This window comes from Nocardia sp. NPDC057668 (assembly GCF_042799795.1).
GTDB lineage: Bacteria > Actinomycetota > Actinomycetes > Mycobacteriales > Mycobacteriaceae > Nocardia.
On sequence record NZ_JBHVIC010000001.1, the window covers coordinates 728,951 to 754,388 of the forward strand.

26 protein-coding genes are annotated in these 25,438 nt (G+C 68.5%); 10 read left to right on the forward strand and 16 right to left on the reverse strand.

Annotated elements, in window-relative coordinates; translation table 11 throughout:
• Positions 1-86: 86 nt before the first annotated feature.
• Both ACFVBH_RS03480 and ACFVBH_RS03485 read right to left on the reverse strand, forming a co-directional pair.
• Positions 87-785: a hypothetical protein gene (locus ACFVBH_RS03480; protein WP_378999413.1), complete on the reverse strand. Its 699-nt coding sequence runs from the start codon at positions 783-785 to the stop codon at positions 87-89.
• A 248-nt stretch (positions 786-1,033) separates the two neighbouring features.
• The gene (locus ACFVBH_RS03485) at positions 1,034-3,004 is read right to left on the reverse strand and encodes a DUF5615 family PIN-like protein (RefSeq protein ID WP_378999415.1); all 1,971 of its coding nucleotides are present in this window, start codon (positions 3,002-3,004) and stop codon (positions 1,034-1,036) included.
• A gap of 368 nt (positions 3,005-3,372) precedes the next feature.
• On the opposite strand from ACFVBH_RS03485, the gene ACFVBH_RS03490 reads away from it, so the two are divergent.
• Positions 3,373-4,083, forward strand: coding sequence for an SRPBCC domain-containing protein (locus ACFVBH_RS03490; protein ID WP_354988039.1), 711 nt, complete (start codon positions 3,373-3,375; stop codon positions 4,081-4,083).
• Positions 4,084-4,173: 90 nt separating this feature from the next.
• On the opposite strand, the gene ACFVBH_RS03495 is transcribed toward ACFVBH_RS03490, so the two are convergent.
• Complete coding sequence (locus ACFVBH_RS03495) at positions 4,174-5,340, reverse strand: epoxide hydrolase family protein (protein ID WP_378999418.1); 1,167 nt, start codon at positions 5,338-5,340, stop codon at positions 4,174-4,176.
• A 63-nt stretch (positions 5,341-5,403) separates the two neighbouring features.
• On the opposite strand from ACFVBH_RS03495, the gene ACFVBH_RS03500 reads away from it, so the two are divergent.
• The gene (locus tag ACFVBH_RS03500; RefSeq protein ID WP_378999421.1) at positions 5,404-6,357 is read left to right on the forward strand and encodes a helix-turn-helix transcriptional regulator; all 954 of its coding nucleotides are present in this window, start codon (positions 5,404-5,406) and stop codon (positions 6,355-6,357) included.
• A gap of 3 nt (positions 6,358-6,360) precedes the next feature.
• On the opposite strand, the gene ACFVBH_RS03505 is transcribed toward ACFVBH_RS03500, so the two are convergent.
• Complete coding sequence (locus ACFVBH_RS03505) at positions 6,361-6,813, reverse strand: MarR family winged helix-turn-helix transcriptional regulator (protein ID WP_378999423.1); 453 nt, start codon at positions 6,811-6,813, stop codon at positions 6,361-6,363.
• 122 nt (positions 6,814-6,935) lie between these two features.
• Here ACFVBH_RS03505 and ACFVBH_RS03510 point away from each other — a divergent pair, with 122 nt between their 5' ends.
• Positions 6,936-8,402, forward strand: a complete 1,467-nt coding sequence (locus ACFVBH_RS03510; RefSeq protein ID WP_378999425.1) for an MFS transporter — start codon at positions 6,936-6,938, stop codon at positions 8,400-8,402.
• 55 nt (positions 8,403-8,457) lie between these two features.
• On the opposite strand, the gene ACFVBH_RS03515 is transcribed toward ACFVBH_RS03510, so the two are convergent.
• Complete coding sequence (locus tag ACFVBH_RS03515) at positions 8,458-9,096, reverse strand: TetR/AcrR family transcriptional regulator (RefSeq protein WP_378999427.1); 639 nt, start codon at positions 9,094-9,096, stop codon at positions 8,458-8,460.
• Positions 9,097-9,168: 72 nt separating this feature from the next.
• Between ACFVBH_RS03515 and ACFVBH_RS03520 the strand changes: the two genes are divergently transcribed.
• A complete protein-coding gene (locus ACFVBH_RS03520; protein ID WP_354988045.1) occupies positions 9,169-9,591 on the forward strand; it encodes a Dabb family protein in 423 nt (140 codons plus the stop codon).
• Here ACFVBH_RS03520 and ACFVBH_RS03525 read toward each other — a convergent pair.
• From ACFVBH_RS03525 to ACFVBH_RS03535, 3 genes are all read right to left on the reverse strand, one after another.
• Complete coding sequence (locus ACFVBH_RS03525; protein WP_378999430.1) at positions 9,573-10,148, reverse strand: dihydrofolate reductase family protein; 576 nt, start codon at positions 10,146-10,148, stop codon at positions 9,573-9,575. The genes ACFVBH_RS03520 and ACFVBH_RS03525 overlap by 19 nt on opposite strands.
• Before the next feature lie 184 nt (positions 10,149-10,332).
• A complete protein-coding gene (locus ACFVBH_RS03530) occupies positions 10,333-10,479 on the reverse strand; it encodes a hypothetical protein (RefSeq protein WP_378999432.1) in 147 nt (48 codons plus the stop codon).
• A 48-nt stretch (positions 10,480-10,527) separates the two neighbouring features.
• A complete protein-coding gene (locus ACFVBH_RS03535) occupies positions 10,528-11,406 on the reverse strand; it encodes an SDR family NAD(P)-dependent oxidoreductase (protein WP_378999434.1) in 879 nt (292 codons plus the stop codon).
• Positions 11,407-11,591: 185 nt separating this feature from the next.
• On the opposite strand from ACFVBH_RS03535, the gene ACFVBH_RS03540 reads away from it, so the two are divergent.
• Positions 11,592-12,194 carry a TetR/AcrR family transcriptional regulator gene (locus tag ACFVBH_RS03540; RefSeq protein WP_354988049.1) on the forward strand — a complete coding sequence of 201 codons (603 nt, stop codon included), beginning with the start codon at positions 11,592-11,594 and terminating at the stop codon, positions 12,192-12,194.
• An 88-nt stretch (positions 12,195-12,282) separates the two neighbouring features.
• Here ACFVBH_RS03540 and ACFVBH_RS03545 read toward each other — a convergent pair whose 3' ends face one another.
• The 3 genes from ACFVBH_RS03545 to ACFVBH_RS03555 are packed head-to-tail and all read right to left on the reverse strand — an operon-like array spanning position 12,283 to position 14,577.
• Positions 12,283-13,008 (reverse strand): hypothetical protein, encoded by a 726-nt coding sequence (locus tag ACFVBH_RS03545; protein WP_378999437.1) that lies wholly within the window; start codon positions 13,006-13,008, stop codon positions 12,283-12,285.
• A gap of 19 nt (positions 13,009-13,027) precedes the next feature.
• Positions 13,028-13,726, reverse strand: coding sequence for a hypothetical protein (locus ACFVBH_RS03550; RefSeq protein ID WP_378999439.1), 699 nt, complete (start codon positions 13,724-13,726; stop codon positions 13,028-13,030).
• Complete coding sequence (locus ACFVBH_RS03555; protein WP_378999441.1) at positions 13,723-14,577, reverse strand: sterol desaturase family protein; 855 nt, start codon at positions 14,575-14,577, stop codon at positions 13,723-13,725. Before ACFVBH_RS03555 ends, ACFVBH_RS03550 begins: the two co-directional genes overlap by 4 nt.
• Before the next feature lie 163 nt (positions 14,578-14,740).
• Between ACFVBH_RS03555 and ACFVBH_RS03560 the strand changes: the two genes are divergently transcribed.
• On the forward strand, positions 14,741-15,388 hold the full coding sequence (locus tag ACFVBH_RS03560; RefSeq protein WP_378999443.1) for a TetR/AcrR family transcriptional regulator: 648 nt from the start codon (positions 14,741-14,743) through the stop codon (positions 15,386-15,388).
• A gap of 47 nt (positions 15,389-15,435) precedes the next feature.
• Here the strand turns inward: ACFVBH_RS03560 and ACFVBH_RS03565 are convergent, their stop codons facing one another.
• Complete coding sequence (locus ACFVBH_RS03565) at positions 15,436-16,404, reverse strand: DUF1152 domain-containing protein (RefSeq protein WP_378999446.1); 969 nt, start codon at positions 16,402-16,404, stop codon at positions 15,436-15,438.
• Between the two features lie 389 nt (positions 16,405-16,793).
• On the opposite strand from ACFVBH_RS03565, the gene ACFVBH_RS03570 reads away from it, so the two are divergent.
• A complete protein-coding gene (locus ACFVBH_RS03570; RefSeq protein WP_378999448.1) occupies positions 16,794-17,978 on the forward strand; it encodes an MFS transporter in 1,185 nt (394 codons plus the stop codon).
• A 72-nt stretch (positions 17,979-18,050) separates the two neighbouring features.
• Here the strand turns inward: ACFVBH_RS03570 and ACFVBH_RS03575 are convergent, their stop codons facing one another.
• Entirely contained in the window at positions 18,051-18,698 is a 648-nt protein-coding gene (locus tag ACFVBH_RS03575; RefSeq protein WP_378999451.1) for a dihydrofolate reductase family protein, read from the reverse strand.
• Between the two features lie 57 nt (positions 18,699-18,755).
• Between ACFVBH_RS03575 and ACFVBH_RS03580 the strand changes: the two genes are divergently transcribed.
• Positions 18,756-19,274, forward strand: a complete 519-nt coding sequence (locus ACFVBH_RS03580; RefSeq protein ID WP_378999453.1) for a winged helix-turn-helix transcriptional regulator — start codon at positions 18,756-18,758, stop codon at positions 19,272-19,274.
• A gap of 17 nt (positions 19,275-19,291) precedes the next feature.
• Here ACFVBH_RS03580 and ACFVBH_RS03585 read toward each other — a convergent pair whose 3' ends face one another.
• Positions 19,292-20,005 (reverse strand): SDR family oxidoreductase, encoded by a 714-nt coding sequence (locus ACFVBH_RS03585; protein WP_378999456.1) that lies wholly within the window; start codon positions 20,003-20,005, stop codon positions 19,292-19,294.
• 111 nt (positions 20,006-20,116) lie between these two features.
• Here ACFVBH_RS03585 and ACFVBH_RS03590 point away from each other — a divergent pair, with 111 nt between their 5' ends.
• Together ACFVBH_RS03590 and ACFVBH_RS03595 are read left to right on the forward strand one after the other, a co-directional pair.
• Entirely contained in the window at positions 20,117-20,944 is an 828-nt protein-coding gene (locus tag ACFVBH_RS03590; RefSeq protein ID WP_379001571.1) for a helix-turn-helix transcriptional regulator, read from the forward strand.
• Between the two features lie 370 nt (positions 20,945-21,314).
• Positions 21,315-23,147, forward strand: coding sequence for an oleate hydratase (locus tag ACFVBH_RS03595; RefSeq protein ID WP_378999458.1), 1,833 nt, complete (start codon positions 21,315-21,317; stop codon positions 23,145-23,147).
• Between the two features lie 172 nt (positions 23,148-23,319).
• On the opposite strand, the gene ACFVBH_RS03600 is transcribed toward ACFVBH_RS03595, so the two are convergent.
• Complete coding sequence (locus ACFVBH_RS03600) at positions 23,320-24,840, reverse strand: catalase (protein ID WP_378999460.1); 1,521 nt, start codon at positions 24,838-24,840, stop codon at positions 23,320-23,322.
• Positions 24,841-24,976: 136 nt separating this feature from the next.
• Positions 24,977-25,348, reverse strand: coding sequence for an STAS domain-containing protein (locus ACFVBH_RS03605; protein WP_378999463.1), 372 nt, complete (start codon positions 25,346-25,348; stop codon positions 24,977-24,979).
• Between the last annotated feature and the right edge of the window lie 90 nt (positions 25,349-25,438).

Here is a 25,438-nt window from a genome sequence, read left to right on the forward strand (position 1 = left end):
AGCGCCCGGCCACCGCGTCGCCGAGGTATCCGGACACGAAACAGCCCTCCGTCGCGCGATGACGGAGGGCTGCGGTGCGCGGGAAATCAGCTGGGAAGGTGCGTGATGATGTCCGCGGCAATGGCTTTCACCGCACCGACGGAGTCGTCGATGCTACCGAACCCCTTGAAGGTCAGAATCACCACGGCATTGCCCTTACGGGCCGCGACGCGCGCATCCGCCTGCGGGATCACCGCGTAGGCGTACGAGCCCGACATCAGATACGCCTTGTCGAACTGTGGCAGAGTGATCTCACCGATCTGCGGGTCGTGATGACTGGCTTCGAAACTGCGGACGGCGTCGTCATAGCTGTCGGTGAAGAGCTTCTCCGCGGCCGGGGTCAGGGTGAGCCCGAGTTCGATCTGGGTCGGCGGGCGCGTCGCGGATTCGACCGCCCAGGAGGGGGCATAGGTGCTGACCCCGTCCTTGTTGTTCATACCGCTGAACGCCTGCGAGGCGCAGCTGGCCCCGGGCACGTAGACGTCCAGCATCGCCTTGGTGACCAGTTCGCATTCCTTGTCGACCGCGAGGAAGGTCTTGCTGAGCACCGGGCTCTTGTCCGAATCCGAACTCGTGCCGGTTGCCACCGCGACGCCGACGCCGATGACCACCAGGGCCAGCGCGGCGACCCCGGCGATCCACGGCCCGCGCGAGGAGGAGGGCGCGGGTGCGGCGGGTACGCGACGACCGACGGTGGTCTTCTTGTTCTGGATATCGGGTTCGGTTGATCCCCCGGTGAGCGTCATCGTGTACTGCCCTATTCCTCTGTCGATCTCGATGTCGACTGAAGATAACAGACGCGCAGTTCCGGGGCTGCGGCCGAATCCGCCGAATTGCGTTGGCTCACAGCGCTAATTGATGGCGATGGGTTAACCGTGAGCAGCCGCGGATATCCCCGTCGCCCGCAATGTCCACCACGGCAATATATTCCGGTCCCAGGTGCGGACACACGAACGCTCCGCCACGGCATGCGTGGCGGAGCGCTCGGTGTGGACTACCGGTGGTTGAGCGGGAGTTGGCGCGCCCTGACGCCCTGATCGGAGGCGACCGCGAGTGCGCCGGTGGACAGTACCCGGTCCAGCACGGGCAGTGCCCGGCGCAGCACCGAGATGTGGTCGTCGATCGTGCCCTCGGCGTTGTCGAGGATGACCACGCTGCCGGTGACCGGGTTGCCGATCATGTCGCGGGCGTAGGAACGCTCGCAGGTGACCAGCGTGCGGCCCATCTGCTTCGCCTTCTCCAGGGTCGCGCGGTTCGCGCCGCCGCCCAGACCGACGTCACGAGCGTGCACGGCGTCGTAGCCCGCCGCGTCGAGGATCTCCACCAGGCGCGGGCTCATGTTCTCGTCGATGAGCAGCCTGGTGTGCACGACGCCGCCGGAAAGACCCTGCGCCGCTCCGGCATAGGCGGTGTTGATGGCGTCGGCGCCCTCCAGTTCGTCGAACAGCGCGTTCACCTCCGCGCCCGCGACCGCGCCCGACATGCTCCGGCGCGCTCCGGCCACCGCACCCGCGCCCGCGGCGGCCACACCGGCCGCGGCCGCACCGGCGTGCTTGCCCACCGAGCCGACGGATTCGCCGACCCGCCGGCCGGTATCGGTCACCCCGCCGGCCATATCGCCCATCCGGTCCGCGGCATGGCGACCAGCGCCCGCCATTCCGGAGCTCGCGTCGCCGACCATCTCGCGCGCCCGGCCGCCCAGCCCGGCCGCGCCCGCCGCACCGGTGGCGGCAGCGCCCTTGACCATGCCACCGGGGGTGACACCGCGTCCGGTCGTATCGGCCTGCGCGGCGCCGCTGCCGGATGCGCGGTCGTCCCAGCCGACGCCGCCACCAGCGGGACCCGAGGGGCCACCGGTGGTGCCACCGGTGCTACCGCCACCGCGGCGGTCACGGAACCAGCGGTACAGCCCGGCCAGCGCGGCCAGGACCAACAGGGCGATCAGGACCGGAACGATCCACCACCAGCCGCCCATGTTGTCCCGCAGCCGATCCCACCATCCGGTGGATTTCTCGGCGGAGGAGAAGGCCATGCCCGGGAAATCGAAGGATCCATCCGGCATTTTCACGCCGCCGCTGGGGAATACGATCGACCCGTCGGCCATGCGCACGGTGCCGTCGGGCAATTGCACCGCGCCATCGGGGAGTTTGAACGAACCGTCGGGCATACGAATCAAACCGTTCGCGTATTGCAGCGCACCGTCACCGAGCCGTACCGCGCCCTCCGGCAAATTGATGGACCCATCGGGCAGTTTGACGGAGCCGTCCGGCATGACGACATTGCCGTTCGGCAATTGGTAACTGCCGTCGGGCATCTTGATCGACCCGTCGGGCAGCTGGACACGGCCGTCGGGCAGCTGCACCGAGCCCTCGGGCAGGACACCGGTCATCGTGGGGAGCTGCAGACCGGCCAGGCCGGCCGCCAAACTTCCCGGCACAGTGGAGAATCCGCGCTCGGCGCTCCAGGTGATCTCCGCGGCGCCGTTGTCGCCGCTGAATTTCTGGACGGTGGCGCCGTCCCCGTTGACCGCGGCGGCCGCCGTCGGAAAACCGAGCTGACCTGCTGGGCCGTCGAGCTGCCGGTAGGCCGCCAGGATCGGGCCGCGCACCACCCAGGCGCCCTGCTGCGGCGTCCAGTACATGGCGGCGCCGTCGGGTGCGGCGAAGTTGTTGAACCGACCGGCGACACCGGAGGTGTCGGATTCGTCATTGGTGGGGAATCCGAGATCGCTTGCGGGACCGCCGAGTTCCCGGAACTCGTTCAGAATGACGCCGTACATCACATGCGCGCCATTGGGTTCGGAGTAGAAGATGGCGCCGCCCTGATAATCGCGGCTCGCACCGCCCGCTACTTCCACGGCCTCGCCGACGGGATTGCCCAGCGGCGACGACGAACCGCCGGCCTGGTCGTACTTCTGAGTTATTTCCGTGGCACCGGGCACATCGGCGCCCGCCGGAGCCACCACGAGGGATATGCCGATACCGGCCGCACATCCGATGAATATCAGGCGCCGGACTCCGGCCGCCGGTCCGAACAATGACTTTTGCACGCGATCCCCTAGTCTTTGGGAGCAGGAACGATCGGTACGCGTCCATGCCGCGACATGGGCACGTCTAGCAAATTTTGAGTTATCGTATAGAGCTTTTCGGCCGCGTGGTCCGGAATCGATCAAATGGAAATCGATCCCGGTCGCCGCATTCTTCCTCGATTCCACCGCCGGCCCGATCCCGCCGGTCGGTCCCCGGTTTCGCGACCAAGCAAATGCTTGACTGGGATTCACGCGTCCGCAATGCTTCCCCCGGGGTGCGGGCCCCACGGGATCTGGAGGTACCGATGACAGCGGCGGAGCGATTCGCACAGGCGAACAACGCGGAACTGGAACTCTGCCGGGACGCCGTCCGGGCGCAGGACTACGCGGCGGCGCGCGCACGGCTGACCGATCTGCACTGGTTCGCGCACGACGATCCTCGGATCCACAGCGAGATCCACCGGCTCGAACTCGACGTGGCCCGCCGCACCGGCGACACCCGAACCGCCCGCAGCCGCATCCTGCCCGTGCTGTTCGCCGGGGTGGTCGCCCGCTGGGAGCGCCTGGCTCCCCGCTACTACAGCGAAGCGCTCATCGACGCCTCACCCGAGGTGACCTACCGGGTCATCACCGACTTCGAGCGCTATCCCGAATGGAACCCGTGGCTGACCGCCGCGACGGGCGCACCCGAACCCGGCGCGTCGGTCGCCGCCCAGGTCATCCTCAACGACAACACCCGGCACGCCATGCACGAGGTCACCGTGGTCGATCCCGGCCGCCGATTCGGCTGGCGGGACAAGGGCTGGGTCACCGTCCTGGGCGGCGGCAACCGCCTGCGCGTCCTGCAGACCGAGGGCGACCGCACCCGCCTGGTCGTGCGCCTGGCCCTGACCGGTCCCCTGGCATTCCTGGCGCACGCGGTGTTCGGCAACTCCCTGATCCGCGGCCTCGCCGCCGAAACCACCGCCCTGGCCGAGCGGGCACAGGCCATCGCCGCGGGAACCGTCACCGCCTAGACGGCACGGCCCCCGCGGCGATGACGACCGCACACCGGGAACAAGACCGTTGCGGACGGAGCGAAACAGCTCCGCCCGCAACGGCTTCCGCTACCCGGGCAGGCCGGCGAAGAACGCGCGGATGTCCTCGACCAGCAGGGCGGGCTGTTCGAGAGCGGCGAAGTGGCCGCCGCGATCGTGCTCGCGCCAGGCCACGACATTCGCGTCGCGGGAGGCGAGTTTGCGGATCGGCAGGATCACGTCCTTCGGGAAGACCGAGACGCCGACGGGGCGCTCGACCCGGGCCGGGTAGTCACCCTGCGCCATGGACTGCGCGAATTCCGCGTAGAACCGGGCCGAGGACGCCGCGGTGCCGGTCAGCCAGTAGAGCATGACATTGGTCAGCATCCGGTCGCGGTCCACGGCCTCCTCGGGGCGGTCCACGCTGTCGGTCCATTCCTTGAACTTCTCGACGATCCACGCCAACTGACCCACCGGGGAATCGGTGAGGCCGTAGGCGAGGGTCTGCGGGCGCGTCGACTGGATGGACATGTAACCGCCGAAATCGCCCTGGAACCGTTCCAGCAGGCCGAGTCTCGCGTAGTCGGCCGGCTCGAAATCATCGAGCTCACCCGGCCGGCCGGAGGGGAAGGTCATCAGGAAGTTCACGTGCACCCCGAGCACTCGATCCGGGGCGACCCGGCCCAGTTCGAGGGAGATGCCCGAACCCCAGTCACCGCCCTGCGCGCCGAATCGCTCGTAGCCCAGCCGATCCATGAGTTCGGCCCAGGCTCGCGCCGTCCGGTTGACGTTCCAGCCGGCCTCGGTGGTCGGACCGGAGAAGCCGTAGCCCGGAATCGAGGGCAGCACGAGGTGGAATGCGTCGGCGGGGTCGCCCCCGTGGGCACGCGGATCGGTCAGCGGGCCGATCACATCCAGGAATTCGACGAACGATCCCGGCCAGCCGTGGGTCAGGATGAGCGGGGTCGCATCGGCCTCGGGCGAGCGCACATGCACGAAATGCACGTTCTGGCCGTCGATCTCGGTGGTGAACTGCGGCAGCTCGTTGAGCGTCTTCTCCTGGGCGCGCCAGTCGAAGTCGTTGCGCCAGTACGTGATCAGCTCGCTCAGGTAGTCACCCGGTACGCCGAGCCGCCATCCCGAGCCGGGCAGCTCGTTCGGCAGCCGATAGTGATCCAGGCGCGCGTTCAGGTAGTCCAGCTCGTCCTGGGGGATGCTGATGTGGAAGGGGCGGATCTCGGTGTTCGAGTTGCTCATACCTCTAGTCAACCAACCAATGCGGCAAACTACTTGCCGCATTGGCGATTAGAGTAGAAATTTGTGATCACGACTTCGGCCCGGCTCCTGCATCTGTTGTCGCTGTTGCAAACCCGCCCGCAGTGGACCGGACCGCAACTGGTGGCCGAACTCGGCGTCAGCGCGCGCACTGTCCGCGGGGACATGGACAAGCTGCGCGAGCTGGGCTACCCGGTGAGTTCCACGCCCGGCGCGGCCGGCGGCTACCGGCTCGGACCGGGCGCGAAGCTGCCGCCGCTGCTGCTGGACGAGGACGAGGCCGCGGCGGTGGTGCTCGGACTCGGCGGTGCGGCGCCGGGATCGGTGTCGGGTTTCGAGACCGCCTCGGCCCGGGCCCGCGCCAAGATCGAGCAGGTCCTGCCCTCGCGGGTACGCCACCGCATCGACTCGCTGCAGACGTCCACCGTGATTCCGAATCACGCGGGGGCGGAAGCGGATCCGCAGGTGCTGGCCGCGATCGCGGGCACGGTCCGGGACCGGCATCGACTGCGCTTCGACTACCGCAATCACGACGGCGACGCACAGTACCGCACCACCGAGCCGCACCGGCTCGTCTATCTCGGGCACCGCTGGTATCTGGTCGCCTGGGATCTGGACCGCTCCGATTGGCGCACCTTCCGGGTCGACCGCATCAGTCCGCGCATCCCGACCGGGCCGCGGTTCGACCCGCGCGAGCCGCCGCGGGGCGATCTCATCACGTTCGTCGCGGCGGGCCGCCGCATCGCCCGGTTCCGGTATCGCGCGAAGGTGCTGGTGCGTCGTTCCGCGACCGAACTGGTGGACTGGCTGCCCGACGGGATCGCCGTCGAACCCGTCGACGACGAGTCCTGCATCGTGCACGCGGGCGGCGACACCGCGTACATCCTGGCCGCGCACCTCACGTTCCTGGACGCGGACTTCGAACTCGACGGGCCGCCCGAGGTGCTGGCTGCGCTGCGCGAGATCGGAAGACGGTGTGCGGCGGCTACTTCGGAATGAGGCTCACGAACGCTCGGGCCGCGGCCACGGCCGACCCTGGTAGTCCTCGATGGCCGCGTTGAACCGCGTCAGATAGTCCGCGAGCGCCGCGACGTCGGCCGCCGCCCAGTCCTCCAGGATGACCTCGAGGTGCTGAATGCTCGAGGCGCGCTCGAACTCCATCTTCTCCAGGCCCTCGGCGGTGACCCGGAACTTGCGGGCGATTCCGCCGTCGGGGTCGGGAATGCGTTCCAGGAGACCGGCTTTCAGCATCGCGGTGGTCTGGCGATTGAGGGTGGACACGTCCAGGCCCAGCGCCTCGCTGAGCTGTCCGATGGACATCGGTCCCCCACCGTGCAACCGGTGCAGCAGGACGTAGGCGCTGCGGTCCAGCCGCCCGTCGCCCCGGCGGGAGATCAGGCTGTACCGGCCGAAGAGCATGGCCTCGAATTCGAGCGCATCGATGGGATTGCTCACCCTGCTCCTTCCGCCGATCCGCGTCGACCTGCGGTTTCCACTGCTTGCCCGCTCACCCTACCGTCCTGTGCGCGGCACATTGAGTATGCATAATGCACATCGTATGTATTATGCATATACCGATGAGCGCAGGAGAAGCCGTGACCCAGCCCGACCCCGTCCCCCGCAGTACCACCGCCATCCTGGCGGTGCTGGCCTATACCGGAATCACCGCGTCCCTCATGCAGACCCTCGTGGTGCCGCTGCTGGGTGGACTGCCGCGCATACTGAACGCCGACCCGGGTGACACCACCTGGGTCGTCACCATCACGCTGCTCGCCGCCGCCGTGGCCACGCCGGTCGCGGGACGCCTGGGCGATATGTACGGCAAACGCCGCATGATGATCGCCTCCACGGTGCCGCTGTTCCTGGGCTCGATCACCTGCGCGCTGGCCGGGTCGCTCGTGCCGATGATCATCGGACGCGGGCTGCAGGGGCTGGGCGTCGGCGTCATCCCGCTGGGCATAGCCCTGCTGCGCGACGTGATGCCGCCCGAGCGCCTGGGCACCGCCATCGCCCTGATCTCCTCGTCGCTGGGCATCGGCGGCGCGCTCGGGCTGCCGCTGGCATCGGCGGTCACCGAATACAGCAACTGGCGCGTGATGTTCTGGGCCGCGGCGGCATTGGTCGCCATCGCCACGGTGCTCATCGTGATCGTGGTGCCCGAGGGCAGCGCCGAGGGACCCTCGGGCCGCTTCGACGTGCCGGGTGCGATCCTGCTGGGCGCGGGCCTGATCTCGCTGTTGCTGCCGGTGTCCAAAGGCGCTGCCTGGGGCTGGGATTCCGCGCTCACGCTGGGGTTGTTCGCCAGTTCCGCGGCGCTGCTGCTGATCTGGGGCTGGTGGGAGCTGCGCGCGGGCGAGCCGCTGGTCGATCTGCGCGTCACCGCGCGACCGCAGGTGCTCGTCACCAATATCGCGAGTGCGGCGATCGGCGTGGGCATGTACTCGCTGCAGCTCAGCGTTCCGCAGCTGCTGCAGTTGCCGACCTCGCTCGGCTACGGGCTGGGGCAGTCGATGCTGGCCATGGGGCTGTGGATGGCGCCCGGCGGCATCATGATGATGCTGCTGTCTCCCGTCGGCGCGAAGCTGTCGGCGGCGCGCGGACCCAAGGTCACGCTGGTGACCGGCGCGGTGATCATGGCCGCGGGCTACTGCTCGGCGCTGGTCCTGATGGGCTCGACCTGGGGCCTGCTCATGGTCACGATCATCTGCACCTCGGGCGTGGCGTTCGCCTACGGCGCGATGCCCGCGCTCATCATGGGCGCGGTGCCGCAGTCGGAAACCGCCGCCGCCAACAGCTTCAACACGCTGATGCGCTCGATCGGCACCTCGATCTCAGCCGCCGTGATCGGTGCGGTCCTGGCTCAGCTGACCATCTCCGCCGGTGGGCACGCGGTCCCCAGCGAGGCCGGGTTCCGGGTCGCCTTCCTCATCGGCGGCGGTGTGTCGATCCTGGCGGCGGTGATCGCCGCGGCGATTCCCTATCGCCGCAGCGTTATTAGACAGGGGCCGGTGCGCGAGGAGCAGCCCGCGGTCGCCGCGAGCTGATACCGGCCCGCGGCGGGCGGTGAGCCCGGGGCGCGAGCAACCGTCCTCGCAGCCGCTACGCCGTGGGGCCGAACGCCCGAAGGAAGGTCGCCACCGCGTTCCGGGTGACCTGTCGCAGTTCGGATTTCGAGATCGCGCCGGTGCCCATGCGCGTGCGGGCTTCGAGCGGGGCGGTCAGCAGCGCGCCGAAATGCTCGGCGGCGATGGCCGGGTCGCCGTGCACGTCGAGTCGCCCGGCCAGGGCCAGCCGGGCGAGCCTGGCCGCCAGGGCGTCGGTGACCCGATCGGTGGCCGTGTCCCGGATCAGGTCCAGCAGATCCGGCATGGCCGGCAGCTGGGAGTGCAGGATGCGGCGCAGCGCGACGGTGCGCTCGTCGCAGTAGCACTCGGCCAGCCGGAGGCCGGTCGCGGTCAGTGTCTCGGTGAGATCCTCGCCGCGGTCGAGCAATTCGACGGCGGCGAGGTTGCGGACCAGGGCCTGCTCGGCGAGGTCGGCGACCACCGCCCGCAGCAGCGTTTCCTTGTCGCCGAAGTGGTTGTAGATCGTGTGCTTGGCGACCCCGGCCGCGAGCGCGATCGAGTCGACGCTCGCCCGGTGATAGCCGTCCTCGGCGAAGGCCTCGAAGGCCGCGCCCAGAATCGCCTGGCGCTTGTCGATCCGCCCCTTCGGGCGCTCCGCATCGGTTCGCTGCACGAAGCCAACCCTAGCGGCAGTACCGACTGGTGTATTAATCTGCACTAGTCAGTGCAATTAGGGGAGGTTTCAATGATTGTTTTCGTGCAGCGCTTCAGTTTCGACGACGCGGTCGGAGACGCGGAGCGCGCAGAGGTACTGGACGCGATCCGCCGGACCATCTCGGTCGAGTCCTCGGTGTTCTCGAGCCTCGGCCCCGACCTCGGCGATCCGGCAGAGGGCTTCACCCACGCCTTCGTCACCGCGCTTCCCGACCTGGACGCCGTCGAGCGCTACATGCGGGACCCCGTGCACATCGCGGGTGACGATTTCATCCTGCCGCGCCTGGCCAGGCAGTCCGCGGTCCGCTTCACCGACGACCCCGATCCGGCACTGGGAGAACGGATCTACGAGATCTACCGGCGCCGGGTCGACGCCGATCCGGAATGGGGCCGCCGGGTGGAGGCGCTGTACGCCGCCGGTGCGACGGCCGCCGCTCAGCGCACGACGTCGTAGACGAGCTTGGCGACGCCGTTGGAGTAGGTCGCCGACTCCCGCAGCCGCAGTTGCGTTTTGTCGCGATCCTCACGGCTGAACAGGCCCTTGCCGGCGCCGAGCAGCACCGGGAACACCAGCAGGTTGTACCGGTCGATGAGGTCGGCGTCGGCGAGGCGGCGGGCCAGTTCGGCGCTGCCATGGATGAAGATGGCGCCGCCCTCGGATTCCTTGAGCCGCACCACATCCTCGACCGTCCGCAGGATAGTGGTCGGACCCCAGCCGTCGAGCAGATCCTGCTCGGCGAGGCCGGTGGAGAGCACGTACTTGGGCAGGTCCCGGTAGGCGACGTGGTCGTCGGACTCGCGCCAGTACGGTGCGAACGCCTCGTAACTGCGCCGCCCGAACAGCAATGCGGTGTGGTCGGCGAGTTCCTCGCCCTTGAGCGAATAGGCCTCGGGAACGAATTCGGTGTCCATCACCCATCCCCCGCCCCGATGGCCTTCTTCCTTGCCGCCCGGGGAGTCGACGACTCCGTCGAGCGACATGAAGCCCGTGTAGACCAGTTCACGTGACACAGATTCCTCCTGAGATTCGATGGCGGAGACCGCCTGTGGTGTTCCGGGCAGGATGCGGCCGGAAAGTCGTGCCGGAGAATCGGACCGGCCGGGCCCAATCAGCATCTCCACCCGAAAGCCCGTCAACAAGCGCGATTCCGGCAACGCAGCGCTTAGCCGAACTCAACGCTCACCGGGGGCGCTACTACGTCGACGCGAGTTCGGTGACCATCTCCGCGAACGGTCGCACGAGCGGGTTGCTTCCGGCCTTCGGCCAGAGCAGGCCGTAGTCGATCGGGGGCGCGTCGCGGAACGGGACGAACAGGTCGTCGCGATCGAACAGCAGTCGCACGGGCACAGCCCTGACGTGGGTGACCCGCCCAGGCGGGGCCGAACCCGATCAGGCGGGCCAGGTGAACTCCGGGTCGGTGACGTAGTCCTTGCGGCGGGCGTCCAGGGCCAGGGCGACCATCTGGTGCGCACCCGGGCCGATGATCCGGCGCAGCGGCGGGTCGGTCTCGTTCACCAGGGCCAGCAGCCCGGCCGCCGCGACTTCCGGTGCGGGCTCGGCCCATTCGTTCCCGGCGGCCGGTGCTGTTGCTTCGGCCGGGGAGACCGCCGAGGGGTCCGGGTAGCCGGTCATGCCGAGAATCGCTTCGCGGACACCGGAATACGCGGGCACCGCCGTCCCGAACCGCATGCTCGACTTCGCCCAGTCGGTGTCGAACCCGCCCATCTGGGCGAGGGTGACCTTGACGCCGAAGGGGCGCAGCTCGTCGGCGAGGGAGGCGCTGAAGCCTTCCAGCGCCCATTTGCTCGCGTTGTACATGCTGAACAGCGGCAGCGAACCGACCGCGCCCACGGTGGAGATCTGCACGATGTGGCCGGAGCCCTGGGCCCGCAGGAACGGCAGCGCGGACTGCGAAACCCACAGGGCCCCGTAGAAATTGGTGTCCATCTGGTCGCGGATCTGACTCTCGGTCAGCTCTTCGAGCGCGCCGACCAGCCCGTATCCCGCGTTGTTGACGATCACATCGAGCCGCCCGGTCACCCCGAAAGCCGCGGCGACCGTGGCGAAAACCTGCACGCGGTCCCGAACATCCAGCGGCAACACCGTGAGTCGCGCGTCGTCGATGTCGGCCATGGTGCGCGGGTCACGGGCGGTGGCGACGACGGTGTCCCCGGCGGCGAGCGCCGCGATGGTGAACGCGCGCCCGAGGCCGCGGTTCGCCCCGGTGATGAACCAGGTTCGGGTGGTCGAGGAAGGGGCAGTGGTCATGGGTGCGCTCCTGATCTGTGCGGGGTGAGCGGGGGCCGAGGCCGGGTGGACCGGGCCGGTGTCTGCGCGGGTCATGCACACTCCCTCGATCGAGACGAGACGTTGCGTCTCGTTGTTGAACGCTACTTTGACCCGCTTCCGCGCGATTGTCAAGACGAGACGTTCCGTCTTGTTAAGATTCGGTCATGGCAGCCCAACCACCCGCCCGGACCCGCCGCCGTGAAAGCTCTCGCGTGGCGATCCTGGACGCCACCCGCGAACTCCTCGGCGAGGTTCCCTACGCCAAACTCACCATCGAATCGATCGCGGCCCGTGCCGGGGTCGGCAAGCAGACCATCTACCGCTGGTGGGAATCCAAAGGCGCGGTGGTGTTGGACGCCCTGCTCGCCGCGAGCGAGAACACCGACGGCACCGGGCTCGAGCTACCCGACACCGGCGACCTGTCCCGCGATCTGAAGGTCGTCCTGCGCGCGACCGCGGCCGAGTTCACCGACGCGGCCTTCACCGCACCCATCCGCGCCCTCATGATCGAGATCATCGCGGACCCCGCCCTGGCTGCCCTCTACCGGGAGAAGCTCCAGCAACCCACCCACGACGCGGTCCTGACCCGCCTGCGCTCAGCCGTCGACGCGGGCCAACTCCGTCCCGACGCCGACCTCCCGCTGGTCATCGACCTGCTCTACGCTCCCCTGACCCAGCGCTGGCTGCTGCACTCACACACTTTGGACGACGCTTTCGCGGACGCGCTGGTCGACGGGGTACTGCACGGCTTCGCGCCGAGCGCCTGATCGGGATCGAAAGTGGCTGCCCGGCAAGAGCTCCGCGCTCTCATCGCCGCACCGCTGACTCGGTGCGGCGATGATTCGGTGCGTCGGGTCAGCCTGCGGATCTGCTCGCGGAGCCGGTGATCAGGGGGCGCAGCGGGAGCGGCGGGAGACGTAGGGTCGCGTCGGGGGCACCGGTGCCGTTCGGGTCCAGGAGTCCGTCCTGGAGTGCGTACTCACTGGCGCCGGGTGGGGCCTGGAGGGTCGTCACGTACTTCCAGAGACCCTGTGCCAGTGCGGCTCCGCCGAGGGTGAGCGTGGCGGCCACACCACCGCCCGCCGCGAACGCCATGATGGCGGCTGGGGTGGTGGCCAGGCAGGCGGGGCCGACCAGCAGACAGGAACCGAGGCCCATCGCCGCACCGACCAGGGCGCCGATGACGAATCCGCCGATCGTGGCCGTTAGGGAGGCCCTGGTCAGACTTCCGGCGAATTCGGTTAGCGCCAACTGGTTTTCGAGAGGGGACGCGACGGGACGGGGAGTCAGGGTCAGCGTGCGGCCTTGATCGGCGATGTGCCCGCCGATCGGACGCGTGGCGCCGTCGAGCTCGATGGCGAGCGGCAGGGAGAGCACCGGCCGGCCCGCGTCATCATGCACCCGGACCGATCGGCCGTCGGGGGCGAGAGTGAAGCTCGCGCCCCGCAGGGTCGTGACCACGGTGCCGTTCACGATCTCGGACCGGTATTCGGGGGCGGGTTCGGCTCCCGCCGGCGCGGCGGCGACGGTCAGGGCAGCAGCGGCCGCGAGGGCGGCGAATGTTGTTGTGCGCAAATTCATCACGGGTCCTGGGAGCTGGTCAGCCGACGGCGGGGGCGCCCTGTACATGCGGCGCGTACGGACTCGTGCCGGGTTCGGCGCGCAGTGTGCTCCAGTAGCCGAAGGCCGCGGCTGCCGCCGTCGGTCCACCGGCGAGGATCAGGCCGGCCAGGCCGCCCGCCGCGGCGACCATGCTGACGATCGGCAGGACGGTGACCACGCAGCCCAGACTCAGGACCAGGCAGGACGCGCCTGCCAGGGCGATGCCGACACCGACCCCCGCGACCGTTCCGATCGCGGTGCCGACGAGGCTGCCGATCGAGGTGCCGAGGCTGACTGCGTTGATCAGATCGTTCATGGCGAGCTGGTTTTCCAGGGGCGAGGCGACCGGCCGCAGCGCGGTTCGATCCAGGTCCGCGAGGTCCGGGGTGAGTCGCAATGTCCGGCCGTCGACCGAGATCTCCTGCCGCAGCGGCAATCTCCGGCCGTCGAGGGTGACCGCGAGCGGAAGCGACTCGCGAACCCGACCGGCGTCGTCGCGGACCGTGATGCTCGCGGCGTCCGCGGCCGTCGCGAAAGTGCCGCGGTCGAGCACGGTCACCACGGTGTCGGTCTCCAGGTTCACCCGGTAGCCGATCGGATCGGAGGCCGCGGCGGGCTCGGCACTCGCGGTGGCGACGCCGCCCGCGACGGTCAGAGCCGTCGCCGCCACGATGAAGGTTGTCCGGTTGCGCCTCATGCGTTTTCCCTCGTTCGGTCGACGGATTCGGGTTGCCAGCCCGGCCGGTTCAGCAGGATGCCGATGCGATCCCGCCAGCCGCGAGCGCTCGCCAGATCCCGTCCGATGGCGACGTATTCGTGGGTGGCCACCCGCAGCGGGTTGTGCGTCTCGATGTTCTTGGTGAGCCCGTAGACCGGACGATCGATCTCCTCGGAATAGGTGCCGAACACGCGGTCCCAGATCATGAGGATGCCGCCGAAATTCCGGTCCAGATAGTCGCCCTGGGAGGCGTGGTGGACGCGGTGGTTCGCGGGGGTGTTGATCAGCAGTTCGATCGGTCGCCAGAGCTTGCCGATGCGTTCGGTGTGCAACCAGAACTGGGTGAGCATATTGATTCCGCCGCACAGGAACACCGCCCACGGCGGTACGCCGGCCAGGATCAGCGGAATGTAGAACAGCTGCGAGGTCAGGCCGGTCCACGGCTGACGCATCGAGGTGGAGAAGTTGTATTTCAGGCTCGAGTGATGCACGACGTGCGCGGCCCAGAGAATGCGCACCAGATGGTGTTCGCGGTGCATCCAGTAGTAGCAGAAGTCCTGGGCGAGCAGGATGAGCGGGAAGGTCAGCCAGGTGACCTCGATGCGCAGCGGGGTCAGCTCGTAGAGCACGATGAATCCGGCCAGCGCGATCGCCTTGTAGGCGATGTCGGCGATGCCCGCCCCCACGCCCACGGTGAGGCTGGTCGCGGTGTCGCGCAGGCTGTAGCCGCCCGCGTTCTCGTCGGGGTGCAGGCGGTAGTAGATCATTTCGATCGCCATGAGCAGCAGGAATGCCGGGACCGACCAGATGAGCAGATGCTGGTTGTTCATTGTCCTCCAATCGGAGCGATTCGCTCCGGACGGAGTTTAGGAGCGAATCGCTCCGGTAGGCAAGGGGTAAATGCGACCCGGGCCACATTCGGACGGCCGTTCGCATGTCTCAGCCGCCGGGTCGCGCCGCGGTGCCGGCGTTCACAGGCAATAGGCTGATGACGTGAGTACCGCAGTCCCCGATCGCCACCGCACCGGAGGAAAGCTCGGCCGCCAAACCGAGGCCGAACGCAACGACCAACTCGTGCTCGCCGCCGCCCGCGCGGTGTTCGCCGAGCAGGGCAACGACGCGCCGGTCTCCGCCATCGCCGAGCGCGCGGGCGTGGGAATGGGCACGCTCTATCGCCGCTACGGCAGCAAAGAGCAACTGCTGCAACGGTTGTGCCTGATCGCCATCGGGGACACGGCCGAGGCGCTGCGCGCGGCACTCGATCTGGACGGCAGCGGATGGAAGGGGCTGTTCACCTTCCTCGAACGATGCGTGGCGGCCCGGGTGGGAGCCTTCGCGCCCCTGGCGGGCTCGCTGCCCATCCCGCCGGAGGTGGTGGCAGGCAATGCCCGAGCCAAGGAACTGCTCGAACAGCTACTGGCGAAAGGCCAGGCCGACGGTTCGGTCCGTACGGACGTCTACGCGGTCGACATCACCCGGCTGATCGAGATGTTCAGCGGATATCCGCAGCGGACCGAGGAGGACGTGCGGGCACGCCAACGGCTCCTGGCGCTGGCGGCGGACGGGCTGCGGCCTTCGGGCACCTCGATCGCCGGGCCGGCGCCCACGTGGGAAGCCTACGAATCTCAGTGGTATCGCTGAAACCTGCTGCGGGAGAACGCGGTCGGACGCCCGCGAACTTCCGTTCCTCAGGCCGGGATCGATCGCCGCGGGCGTAGTGGATTGTGGTCGCGGAAGGCTTCGATCGCGGCGGCGACCTCGAACGGGGTGACGGCCTGTTCGATGTGGTTGCGGTAGAGCACGCGATCCGCCACCGCGTCGAGGTTGAACCCCCACAGCATGGACATCAGCGGGTTGATGAACAGTTCGGCGCCCGTGTCACGGGTGCGTTCGAGCGAATGGTGGTTGCCGAACTCCCCGCGGGCGGCGTCGGTGATCGAGGCGCAGACCACGCTCTCGCGCGCCGGGGTGTGCTGTTGCACCCAGGCGACGGCGTCGAGCCAGGAGTCGACGGCGGCGATCCCGGGAATCAGCGCGCTGACCCCGTGGTAATCGCCGGTGCGGGCAAGGGCGGCAACGTTTTCCAGGAAATGGGCATGACAGACCCCGTGCGTGGTGTCGACGCCGAATCCCACGCAGGCCGCGAGTTTGACCGGAACGTCCAGGGCGCGTGCGGCCAGCAGGCTGGTGATGTCTTCGACCGGGGTACCCAGCCCCGCCTCGTCCCCGGTCATGAGCAGGTCGGTCCCGCCGTCGATGAGCACGAGTCCGTCGATGTTCAATTCCGCTGCCAGCCAGGCGTATGCGGCCTTCACCTGCCGCGTGCCGCCCTTCTGGATCAGGAACACCCGGTCGTCCGGATAGCCGTGCTGTTGCAACCACTGCGAGAGGTGCTTCTCCGGGAAGTAGGCACGCGGCCCCGTGCTGTCGGCGCGCGCCTCGAACACCCCCGGGGCCAGCGGCCGGGCGGTGGTGCGCGCGACGGCGGTGAAGGTGAGGTTCGCCAGGAAGACGGTCTTCCCCTGCTCGTGCAGTGCGAAAGCGATGGGCAGGCCGCTGAGGAAATCACAGCCCCCGCCCGCTCCCACGACCATGACGCGTTCACAGTTCCGCAATTGATGCAACATCGGTGTGTCGAACAACGAGGGCGCAGCCATGCTTTCGAGGATAAGCCGACCGACGGTAGGCGTCGCTGGGAATTCGCTGACTTCGTACCGTTTGCTGCCGACACGCACGGGGTCCCGCCGCCGGCGCGATCGGCCGCGCCGCCGCGCCCACGGGTGCCGCCCCACCGCACCGGGATCGGGTGAGCAACCGCGGCAAACCGGCTCGGCGCTGGCTGTTCCAGCAGAATCTGCCCCGTAGAGCGCAGCGAGCAGAATCGCGGCTGTGGCGAGGCGAGGGGCATGCCGCTCGGCCACGTCGGCAGGCAGGGGTTGCCGGCTCCAATGATGTAGCGGCCGAACCTCTATGGCAGTCCACCGACAGGACGGTCATGGCGGATTGCCGCCGGTAACTCGGCCCCAGCGTCCATACGGTCGGTCGGGTGCAGACAGATACCAGTGCCGAAGCCACGCCTCGGCTGAGCGGTCCCGTCATCGTGTTCATGGCGGTCGCGGCCGCGACCGGAACGTCGACCATCTACCCGTTGCAGCCCGCGATCGCGGACGTGGCCGCCGCACTGGGAACGTCCGTCGCCGCGGTCGGCATCGCGCTGGCGTGCGGGCCCGTGGGTTACCTGCTCGGCCTCGGCCTGCTTGTGCCGCTGGTCGATCGCTTCATGCCGGGGCGGGTGCTCGCGGCGCAGTTCGGGGCTCTCGCGATTGCCCTCGCGATGGGCGCGGCGGCAAACTCCGTCGCGCTGCTGGGGCTGACGGTCGGTCTGGCGGGAGCGTGTTCGGTTGTCGGCGCCGGGTTCAGTTCGGTGGCCGGTCGCCTGGCGGAAACGCACCGTCGGGCATCGGTTTTGGGGACGGTGACCGCGGGCATCTCGGTCGGGATCCTCGCGGGGCGGATCGTGGGCGGATGGCTCACCGACGCACTCGGCTGGCGCGCGATGCTCCTGGTATTCGCCGCCGTCTGCGGGCTGGTCGCGGTGTGCTGCGCGGTGCTGCTTCCTACCGCGCCGGGCGCGGCGGATCGCGGCTACCTGGCCACGCTGCGTTCTCTCCCACTACTTTTCGTCCACCACGCGGAACTGCGCGTTGCCGCGGCCCGCGGCTTTCTCTGGTTCTTCGCATTCTGCGCGGTATGGGCGGGCATCGCCGTGGCGCTGTCGCAACCGCCCTACTCGTACTCGGCCGAACGGATCGGCCTGTATGCGCTGGCAGGTCTGTCGGGCGTTCTCGCGACGCGCGTCGCGGGCGCGCGGACCGACCGCGACGGCCCCCGCCGAGTCATCCTCGCCGGTCTCGCACTGGCCGGCTCCGCCACGGTCGTCGCGAGCTTCGGCCTCGCGAACACCGCCCTCACCCTGACCTGCCTGGCGGTGTTCGACGCGGGCCTGTTCGCCGCCCAGGTGGCCAATCAGAGCACGGTGCTGGCGATCGACCCGGCGGCACCCGCACGCTTCAACAGCGCGTACATGCTGGTCTACTTCGTCGGCGGCAGCCTCGGCACGGCCTTCGGCGCGGCGGCGGCCGACCGGTACGGCTGGCAGGCCACGGCCCTACTCGCCGCGGCGGCCATCCTCGCCGCGGCGGTGCTCACAGCATCGTCACGGGAGTCGTGACCGGCCTACGGGCCACCTTGCTGTCCTAGCTGGGGGCACGGCCGGGACATCCCGCCACCGGACCGACCCGCGTCACTTCCGCCAGAAGAGGTGGTGCACAACCCCGCTGGCGCTGGGGACCGCTTCGTGGTGGAAGCGATCGGTCAGGTCTTCGGGGCTCGACCACAGCCGTTCGCCGCGGCCGAGTTCGACCGACGGCACCACGGCCATGTGCAGCGTGTCGATCAGGTCGGCGTCCAGGAACGCCCGCACGGTAGCCACGCCGCCGCCGATGCGCACGTCCTTGCCGTCCGCGGCCTCGAAGGCTTGCGCCAGCGCGTCTTTCGGCGCGGCGTCGATGAAGTGGAATGTGGTCTCGCCCAGTGTGAACGACGGGCGCGGGTAGTGAGTGAGCACGAAGACCGGCGTGTGAAAGGGCGGCTCGTCGCCCCACCAGCCCTGCCAGTCCTCGTTTTCCCAGGGCCCCCGCACCGGCCCGAACTTGTTGCGCCCCATGATCTCCGCGCCGATGTTGTTGGCGAAGTCGCGGGTGAAGTAGTCGTCCAGGCCGTAGCTGCCGCCCGGGTCGGTCCGGTTCGGCCAGTGCGCGGTGGCACCGGCCCACGAGGCGAGCGCGGCCGGATCGGCGTGGCCGAAAGGTCGTTCAGCACTCTGCCCTTCCCCGGACCCGTAGCCGTCGTTGGACACCATGAAGTTCTGCACGCGGACCAGTTGTGTCACCGAAACTCCTTCTGATTGCAATGTGCAAGCGGTGTCAATCTAACCTAGACTGGTTGCGTGTTGCAACCGGATTCGCCGAAGAAACTCCCCGTGCCGCGGGGCAGATCGGGCTGCCCGATCAATATGACGATGGAGCTGCTCGGCGACCGCTGGAGCCTGATCGTGCTGCGCGACATGATGTTCGGTGCTCACACGCACTTCCGGGAACTGCTGGCCGGATCCCGCGAGGGGATCGCCTCCAACATTCTGGCCGCGCGCCTGGCCAAACTCGTCGACGCGGGCCTGCTCACCCGCCACGACGATCCCTCGCACCGGCAGAAGATCGCCTACCGCCTCACCGAGCCGGCCATCCAACTCGTCCCGGTCCTGGCGCAACTCGGCGCGTGGGGCGCGGCCTGGCTCGACACCGAGCCGGAACTGACCGTGCGCGCCGAACTGCTGGCCGCGGGCGGGCCGCCCCTGTGGGAGCGGTTCATGGCCGAGCTCCGCGCTACCCACCTGCACGGTGCGCCGAGTCCGGACGACGGCGTCCTGGCCGAACTCACGGCGGCCTACCTCGCGGCGCGGGGAACATAGCGTCCCCGCCCGACCGATCAGGTGAGGCGGTGGCCCCCGTCGACGTGCAGCACGGTCGCGGTGATGAACCGGTTGCGCATCACGGACAGGAAGGCGTCGGCGATGTCGCCGGGTGCGCCGATGCGCCGAGCGGGCAGCTTCTCGGCCAGCTCGGCGAACACCGCCTGCGTGTCCATGCCGAGTTGGTTCCAGATGGGGGTGTCGACCCAGCCGGGAGAGATCACGTTGACCCGCACGGGCGCCATTTCGATCGCCAGCCCGTAGGCCAGGGAGGCCAACGCGCCGTTGGCCGCGGCCATGATCGTGTTCGATCCGTTGGGCCGATACGCGTTGATGCCGGAGGTGAAGGTCAGCGATCCCGTCACTTTCCCGGCGGCATGCTTGCCGACCAGCCAGGCGCCCAGCAGTTTGGTGTTCACGACATCGCGGGCCGTGTCGACCGATACCCGCGTGGTCGGACCGTATACACCCGTGGCGTCCGCCGCGGTCACGACCACGTGGCCGACCTGCCCTGTCCCGGCGAACAGTTCGGCGACGTCGTCCTCTCGGCCGATGTCCGCTCGCATCACCTGTACCGCGCCGTCGCCGGCCCGCATCAACTCCGCGCGGGCGGCGGTCAACCGCTCGGTGGAGCGGCCGACGATGGTCACATCCTTGCCGTCGGCCACCAGGACCCGGGCCAGGGCGAACCCCATCCCGGAACCACCGCCGATAATCATTGCCTCAGTCATGGATTCCAGGGTTCGCGTCGACGCCCGAGCGAGGAAGGCCGCGTCGTTCCCGGGTGCGATACGGCCACCCGGGAGTGCACCGTCCGATGGCACACTCGACCCGTGAACGCGATGGCCGAGTTCCTCCGGATACGACGCGGATCGATCGGTCCCGCCGACGTCGGCCTGCCGACCGGACCGGGCAGCCGGCGCACGCCCGGGCTGCGCCGTGAAGAGATCGCGGCGCTGGCCGGTGTCAGCGTCGACTACTACACCCGCATCGAACAGGGCAGGGAAACCGCGCCCAGCGACGCGGTACTCGGTGCGCTGGCAAGGGCATTGCGCCTGACCGACGACGAGCACTCGCACCTGCTCGCCCTCGCCGACCGAACCGCGGGCCGCACGCCACGACGCCACCGCGCCGATCCCCAACCGGTTCGTCCCGGCTTGGCTCTGCTGCTGAATTCCGTCCGGCCCAGCCCGGCCTACGTGCTGAGCGAGGTCAACGATCTGCTGGCCGCGAATCCGGAGGGCCTGGCCCTGATGCCGGGACTGGACGATTGGCCTCCCGCGGCACGCAACACCATCCGCTACACCTTCCTGCATCCCGCGGCCCGGACGCTGTTCGCCGACTGGGACCGCGTAGCCGGGAACTGCGTCGCGAACCTGCACACCGCGGAACTGACCGCCCCCGAGCGCACCGCCGAGCTGGTCGACGAACTGTCGTCGGCCAGCACCGAATTCGCCGCGCTGTGGCGGCGACACGAGGTCCGGGTCAAACGCGGCGGCGACACGGCGTTCCAGCACCCGGTGATCGGGCGTGTCACCCTCGCCAACGAGGTGCTCGAGCACGCCGGCGACGGACAGCGGATGCTGATCTACCAGGCCGCACCCGGCACCTCCGAACACGACGCCCTGACACTGCTGGCCATGACCGCCCAGGCCACGAACACCCGCTGACACCCCCGTATCGGGCACCTTCGCATACCCCCGGTGCGCATTGCCCAGCCGTGCGCTCACCGGAGCCGTTGGGCTGGAACGACTTCGGTTCCCGGGCGTCGATGATCGACGCGTCCGGCCCGCCGCCCCGGCCCCGGCGCTCCGGCGCCGCCGTGGCGCGCACGAGCGGCTCCCGAACGCGGGCGTCGAACGCTATAGGCTGATCAGAGGCCACCACCGTGCTCGCTCGTGTGCGACCCGGTCACCGTGCCGGGTGTGGCGGCCGTTCGTTGAGTGACCTGTTCAGCTCGATCCGGCGTGCCATGACGCCTGCGAAGCGACCTAGGCAGAACAGTCAGGCACGTGCCCGTCGACATCGTCAGGAGGCAGTGTGTACAGATCCAACGGAAATTTCGAGGCTTTCGCCCGCCCCCCGAAGCGTGACGCCGGACCCGATCGCAAGGTGCATCTGGTCGGCGGCGGTCTGGCCGGCCTCGCGGCGGCCGTGTTCCTCATCCGGGATGGTGGAGTGCCCGGTGATTCGATCACCGTGTACGAGGAGCTGCAGATCCCGGGCGGTAGTTGTGACGGCCTCTTCGACGAGCACAAGGGTTTCATCATCCGCGGTGGGCGCGAGATGGAAGCCCACTTCGAGACCCTGTGGGACCTGTTCCGCTCGGTCCCCTCGCTCGATACCCCGGACGCTTCGGTGCTGGACGATATGTACTGGGCGCACAAGTCCGATCCCTCGACCAATCCCAACCGGGCGATCCACAACCGGGGCAAGCGCATCGAGGAGATGAACGAGCTCACCCTTACTCCGGGCGCGATCCAGGAGATCTTGAACCTCGCGCTCACCCGCGAACAGGATCTCGACGACAAACGGATCGATGAGTTCTTCGGCGAGGAATTCTTCGCGTCGAATTTCTGGCTCTACTGGGCCACCATGTTCGCCTTCGAGCCGTGGGCCTCGGCGATGGAGATGCGCCGCTACCTGCTGCGTTTCGTGCACCACATCGCGACGCTGGCCGACCTCAGCTCACTGCGGTTCGCGCGATACAACCAGTACGAGTCGCTCATCAAGCCGCTCGTGGCTCATCTGGAGTCCCACGGGGTCGTATTCCGCTCCGCGACCCAGGTTCTCGACGTGCTGGTGACCGATGCGGGCGGGAGCAAGACGGTCACCGAGATCGAACTGCTCGTCGGCGCGACCACCGGCGACACCACTGGCGTGGCCGCCGGATCTGCGGGGCTGGGCAACCGGGGAACCACCGAGAAGATCGCTGTCGGACCTGACGACCTGGTGCTCATCACCAACGGGTCGATCACCGAGAGCTCGACCTTCGGCGACAACGACACCCCGGCTCCGGTGGTCACCGACCGGGGCGGCGCCTGGAAACTGTGGAAGACCATGGCCGAACGTGACCGTGCCTTCGGCCGGCCGGAGAAGTTCTGCGAGAACATCCCCGAGGCGAACTGGACCATCTCGGCCACGGTGACCCTGACCGACGACCGGATCGCGCCCTACCTCCAGAAGATCTCGGGCCGCGATCCGCGCGACGGCCGGATCGTCACCGGCGGGCCCTGCACCATCAAGGACTCGAACTGGCTCTACGGATACACCATGAGCCGGCAGCCGCACTTCGCCGCACAGGATCCGAAACAGGAACTCGTCGTCTGGCTGTACGGCCTGTTCTCGGACAAGCCGGGCAACTACGTGAACAAGACCATCCGAGAGTGCACCGGCGCCGAACTGACCGCCGAGTGGCTGTACCACCTCGGAGTCCCGATCGACGAGATCGATGAGCTTGCCCGCACCTCCGCACGCACGGTGCCGTGCAACATGCCCTACATCTCCTCCTACTTCATGCCCCGGGCACTCGGTGACCGTCCGCAGGTGGTTCCCAAGGGATCCCGGAACCTGGCATTCATCGGAAACTTCGCCGAGACCGAGCGCGACACCGTCTTCACGACCGAATACTCGGTTCGAACCGCCATGGAGGCCGTCTACACGCTGCTGGACGTGGACCGGGCCGTGCCGGAGGTGTTCGCGTCCTCGTTCGACGTCAGGACGCTCCTACAGGCGTTGTACTACCTCAACGACCGCAAGCCGCTCGCCGAGATCCCCTTGCCCCTGGGCGGCAAGCTGATCGAGAAGGCGGCGTTGAAGAAGATCAAGGGCACCTATCTCGAAGAGTTGCTGCAGGACGCCCGGCTGCTGTGAGAAGACGCCCGGCGGGATCGGCGACGCGTACCGTCGATCGATCCCGCCGGGCGCGGGGTGCTCTGCGATGCTCGCGCAAGACATCCGGGTTGAGCTGCACTCACCCGCATCCCGACCGCACCGGCCGATGCCGGTCGGCGCGGTCGGAGATACCGGCACGGTTGACCGGGGGTCAGGCCTTACGTTGGGCCGAACTGCGGGCCGGGTTGGACTGCTTCTCGGCCTTGGGATCGGTCTCGTTCTGCTTGGCGCGCACGGTTTCCTCGACCCTGCGGCCGATCTCGGCGTCGACGTTGCGCCAGTACTCGAAGGCGCGCACCAGCACCGGTTCGGTGACGGCGTTGAGCAGATGCCCGGCGATGTTGTCGACCAGGCGGGTGCGGGCGGCGTCGTCGAGGACCTCGCGGACCATCGTTCCGGCTTGGCCCCAGTCGTCGTCCTCGGCGCGCAGGGTGTAGGCGGTGCGCACCATCTCGCCGTCGGTGTGCCAGCCGACGGGCGGGCCCGAGACGGACGGGTCCGCGTGCGGGCCGCCCTTGGAGTTGGGTACGTACACCGGGTCGGTGACGTTGGTGTAGCGCATGGCGCCGTCCTTGGAATAGGAGTGCACCGGCGCGGCGTGCGGTGAATTGACCGGCAGCAGTTTGTAATTGGCGCCGATGCGGTGCCGGTGCGCGTCCGGGTAGGAGAACCAGCGACCGAGCAGCATCTTGTCGGGGCTGGGGCCGGTGCCACGCACGGAGTTGCTGGGTTCGAAGGCCGACTGCTCGATCTCGGTGTGGTAGTCGACCGGGTTGCGGTTGAGGGTGAGCCGGCCCAGCCGCCGGAGCGGGTAGTCGGCGTGCGGCCAGACCTTGGTCAGGTCGAAGGGGTTGAAGCGGTAGGTCTTGGCGTCCTCGAACGGCATGATCTGCATGTGCAGGGTCCAGCTCGGGAATGCGCCGTCGGCGATGTGCTCGAACAGGTCGCGGGTGTGATAGTCGGTGTCGATGGCGGCCATCTGGTCGGCTTCGTCCTGGGTGAAGAACTCCACGCCCTGGTCGGTCTTGAAGTGGTACTTCACCCAGAAGCGGTCACCGGCGGCGTTGTTCCACAGGTAGGTGTGGCTGGAGTAGCCGTTCATGTGCCGCCAGGTGCGCGGAACGCCGCGATCACCCATCAGCCAGGTGACCTGGTGGGCGGATTCGGGTGAGAGCGTCCAGAAGTCCCACTGCATGTCGTGGTCGCGCAGGTTGTTGTCGGCGCGGCGTTTCTGGGAGCGGATGAAGTCCTGGAACTTCATGGGATCGCGCACGAAGAACACCGGGGTGTTGTTGCCGACCATGTCGAAGTTGCCCTCGCGGGTGTAGAACTTCAGCGCGAAACCGCGCGGGTCGCGCCAGGTGTCCGGGCTGCCGCGCTCCCCCGCCACGGTCGAGAATCGGGCCAGCACTTCGGTTTTGACGCCGGGCTGGAAGACATCGGCGCAGGTGTAGGCGCTGAGGTCTTCGGTGGTCTCGAATTCGCCGAACGCGCCGCCGCCTTTGGCGTGCGGCTGGCGTTCGGGGACGCGCTCCCGGTTGAACTGCGCCATCTTCTCGATGAGATAGGCGTCGTGCAGCAGGATGGGTCCGTCGGGGCCGACGGTGAGCGAATGCTCATCGCTGGGTACCGGAATACCGGCGTCGTCGGTGGTGAACTGTGCCTCGCTCATCGTGGGAACTCCTCTGCGAAGAGACCGGGTCGAGTGGCGTGCCAACCGCACCCATCCTGCCACAGCTATTTTTCGGCTACGCCGAGCGATGGGTGTCGGCACGGTATCGGGGGTACGCGACAGCGTGCTGCCCGAGCTAACCGGGCGGGGCGACCGCGGCGGCGGTGCACACCAGCGCCATGGCCCGGTACGGGTACACCGCGATCACCGTGTCGACCCCGGCGGTGTGCAGGACGCGCGCGGTCGGGCCCGTGGCGATGACCGCGAGCAAGGTCTGCTCGCCGGCGGCGTACACGTCGAGCAGGACCTCGATCCCCGCCGAACCGAGATGCGACACCCCGGTCAGATCCAGCAGCAGCCGACGCGGCCGCAGGTCCGCGGCACGACCCACCGCACGGGCGAGCACCGGGACGGTGTGGGAGTCGACGTCTCCGTTCACCACCAGGATCGGTCCGTAATCATGACCGTGGTCGAGGTGGATGTCGAGCCGGTTCTGGCTGGGGATCATCGTGCACGTCCTGCCTCGGCAGCGCGCTACCGGAGTCGGATTCGCCTGTGTTCTCTCAGTGGCTTGCCCACCCCCGCCCGGTTCTACACA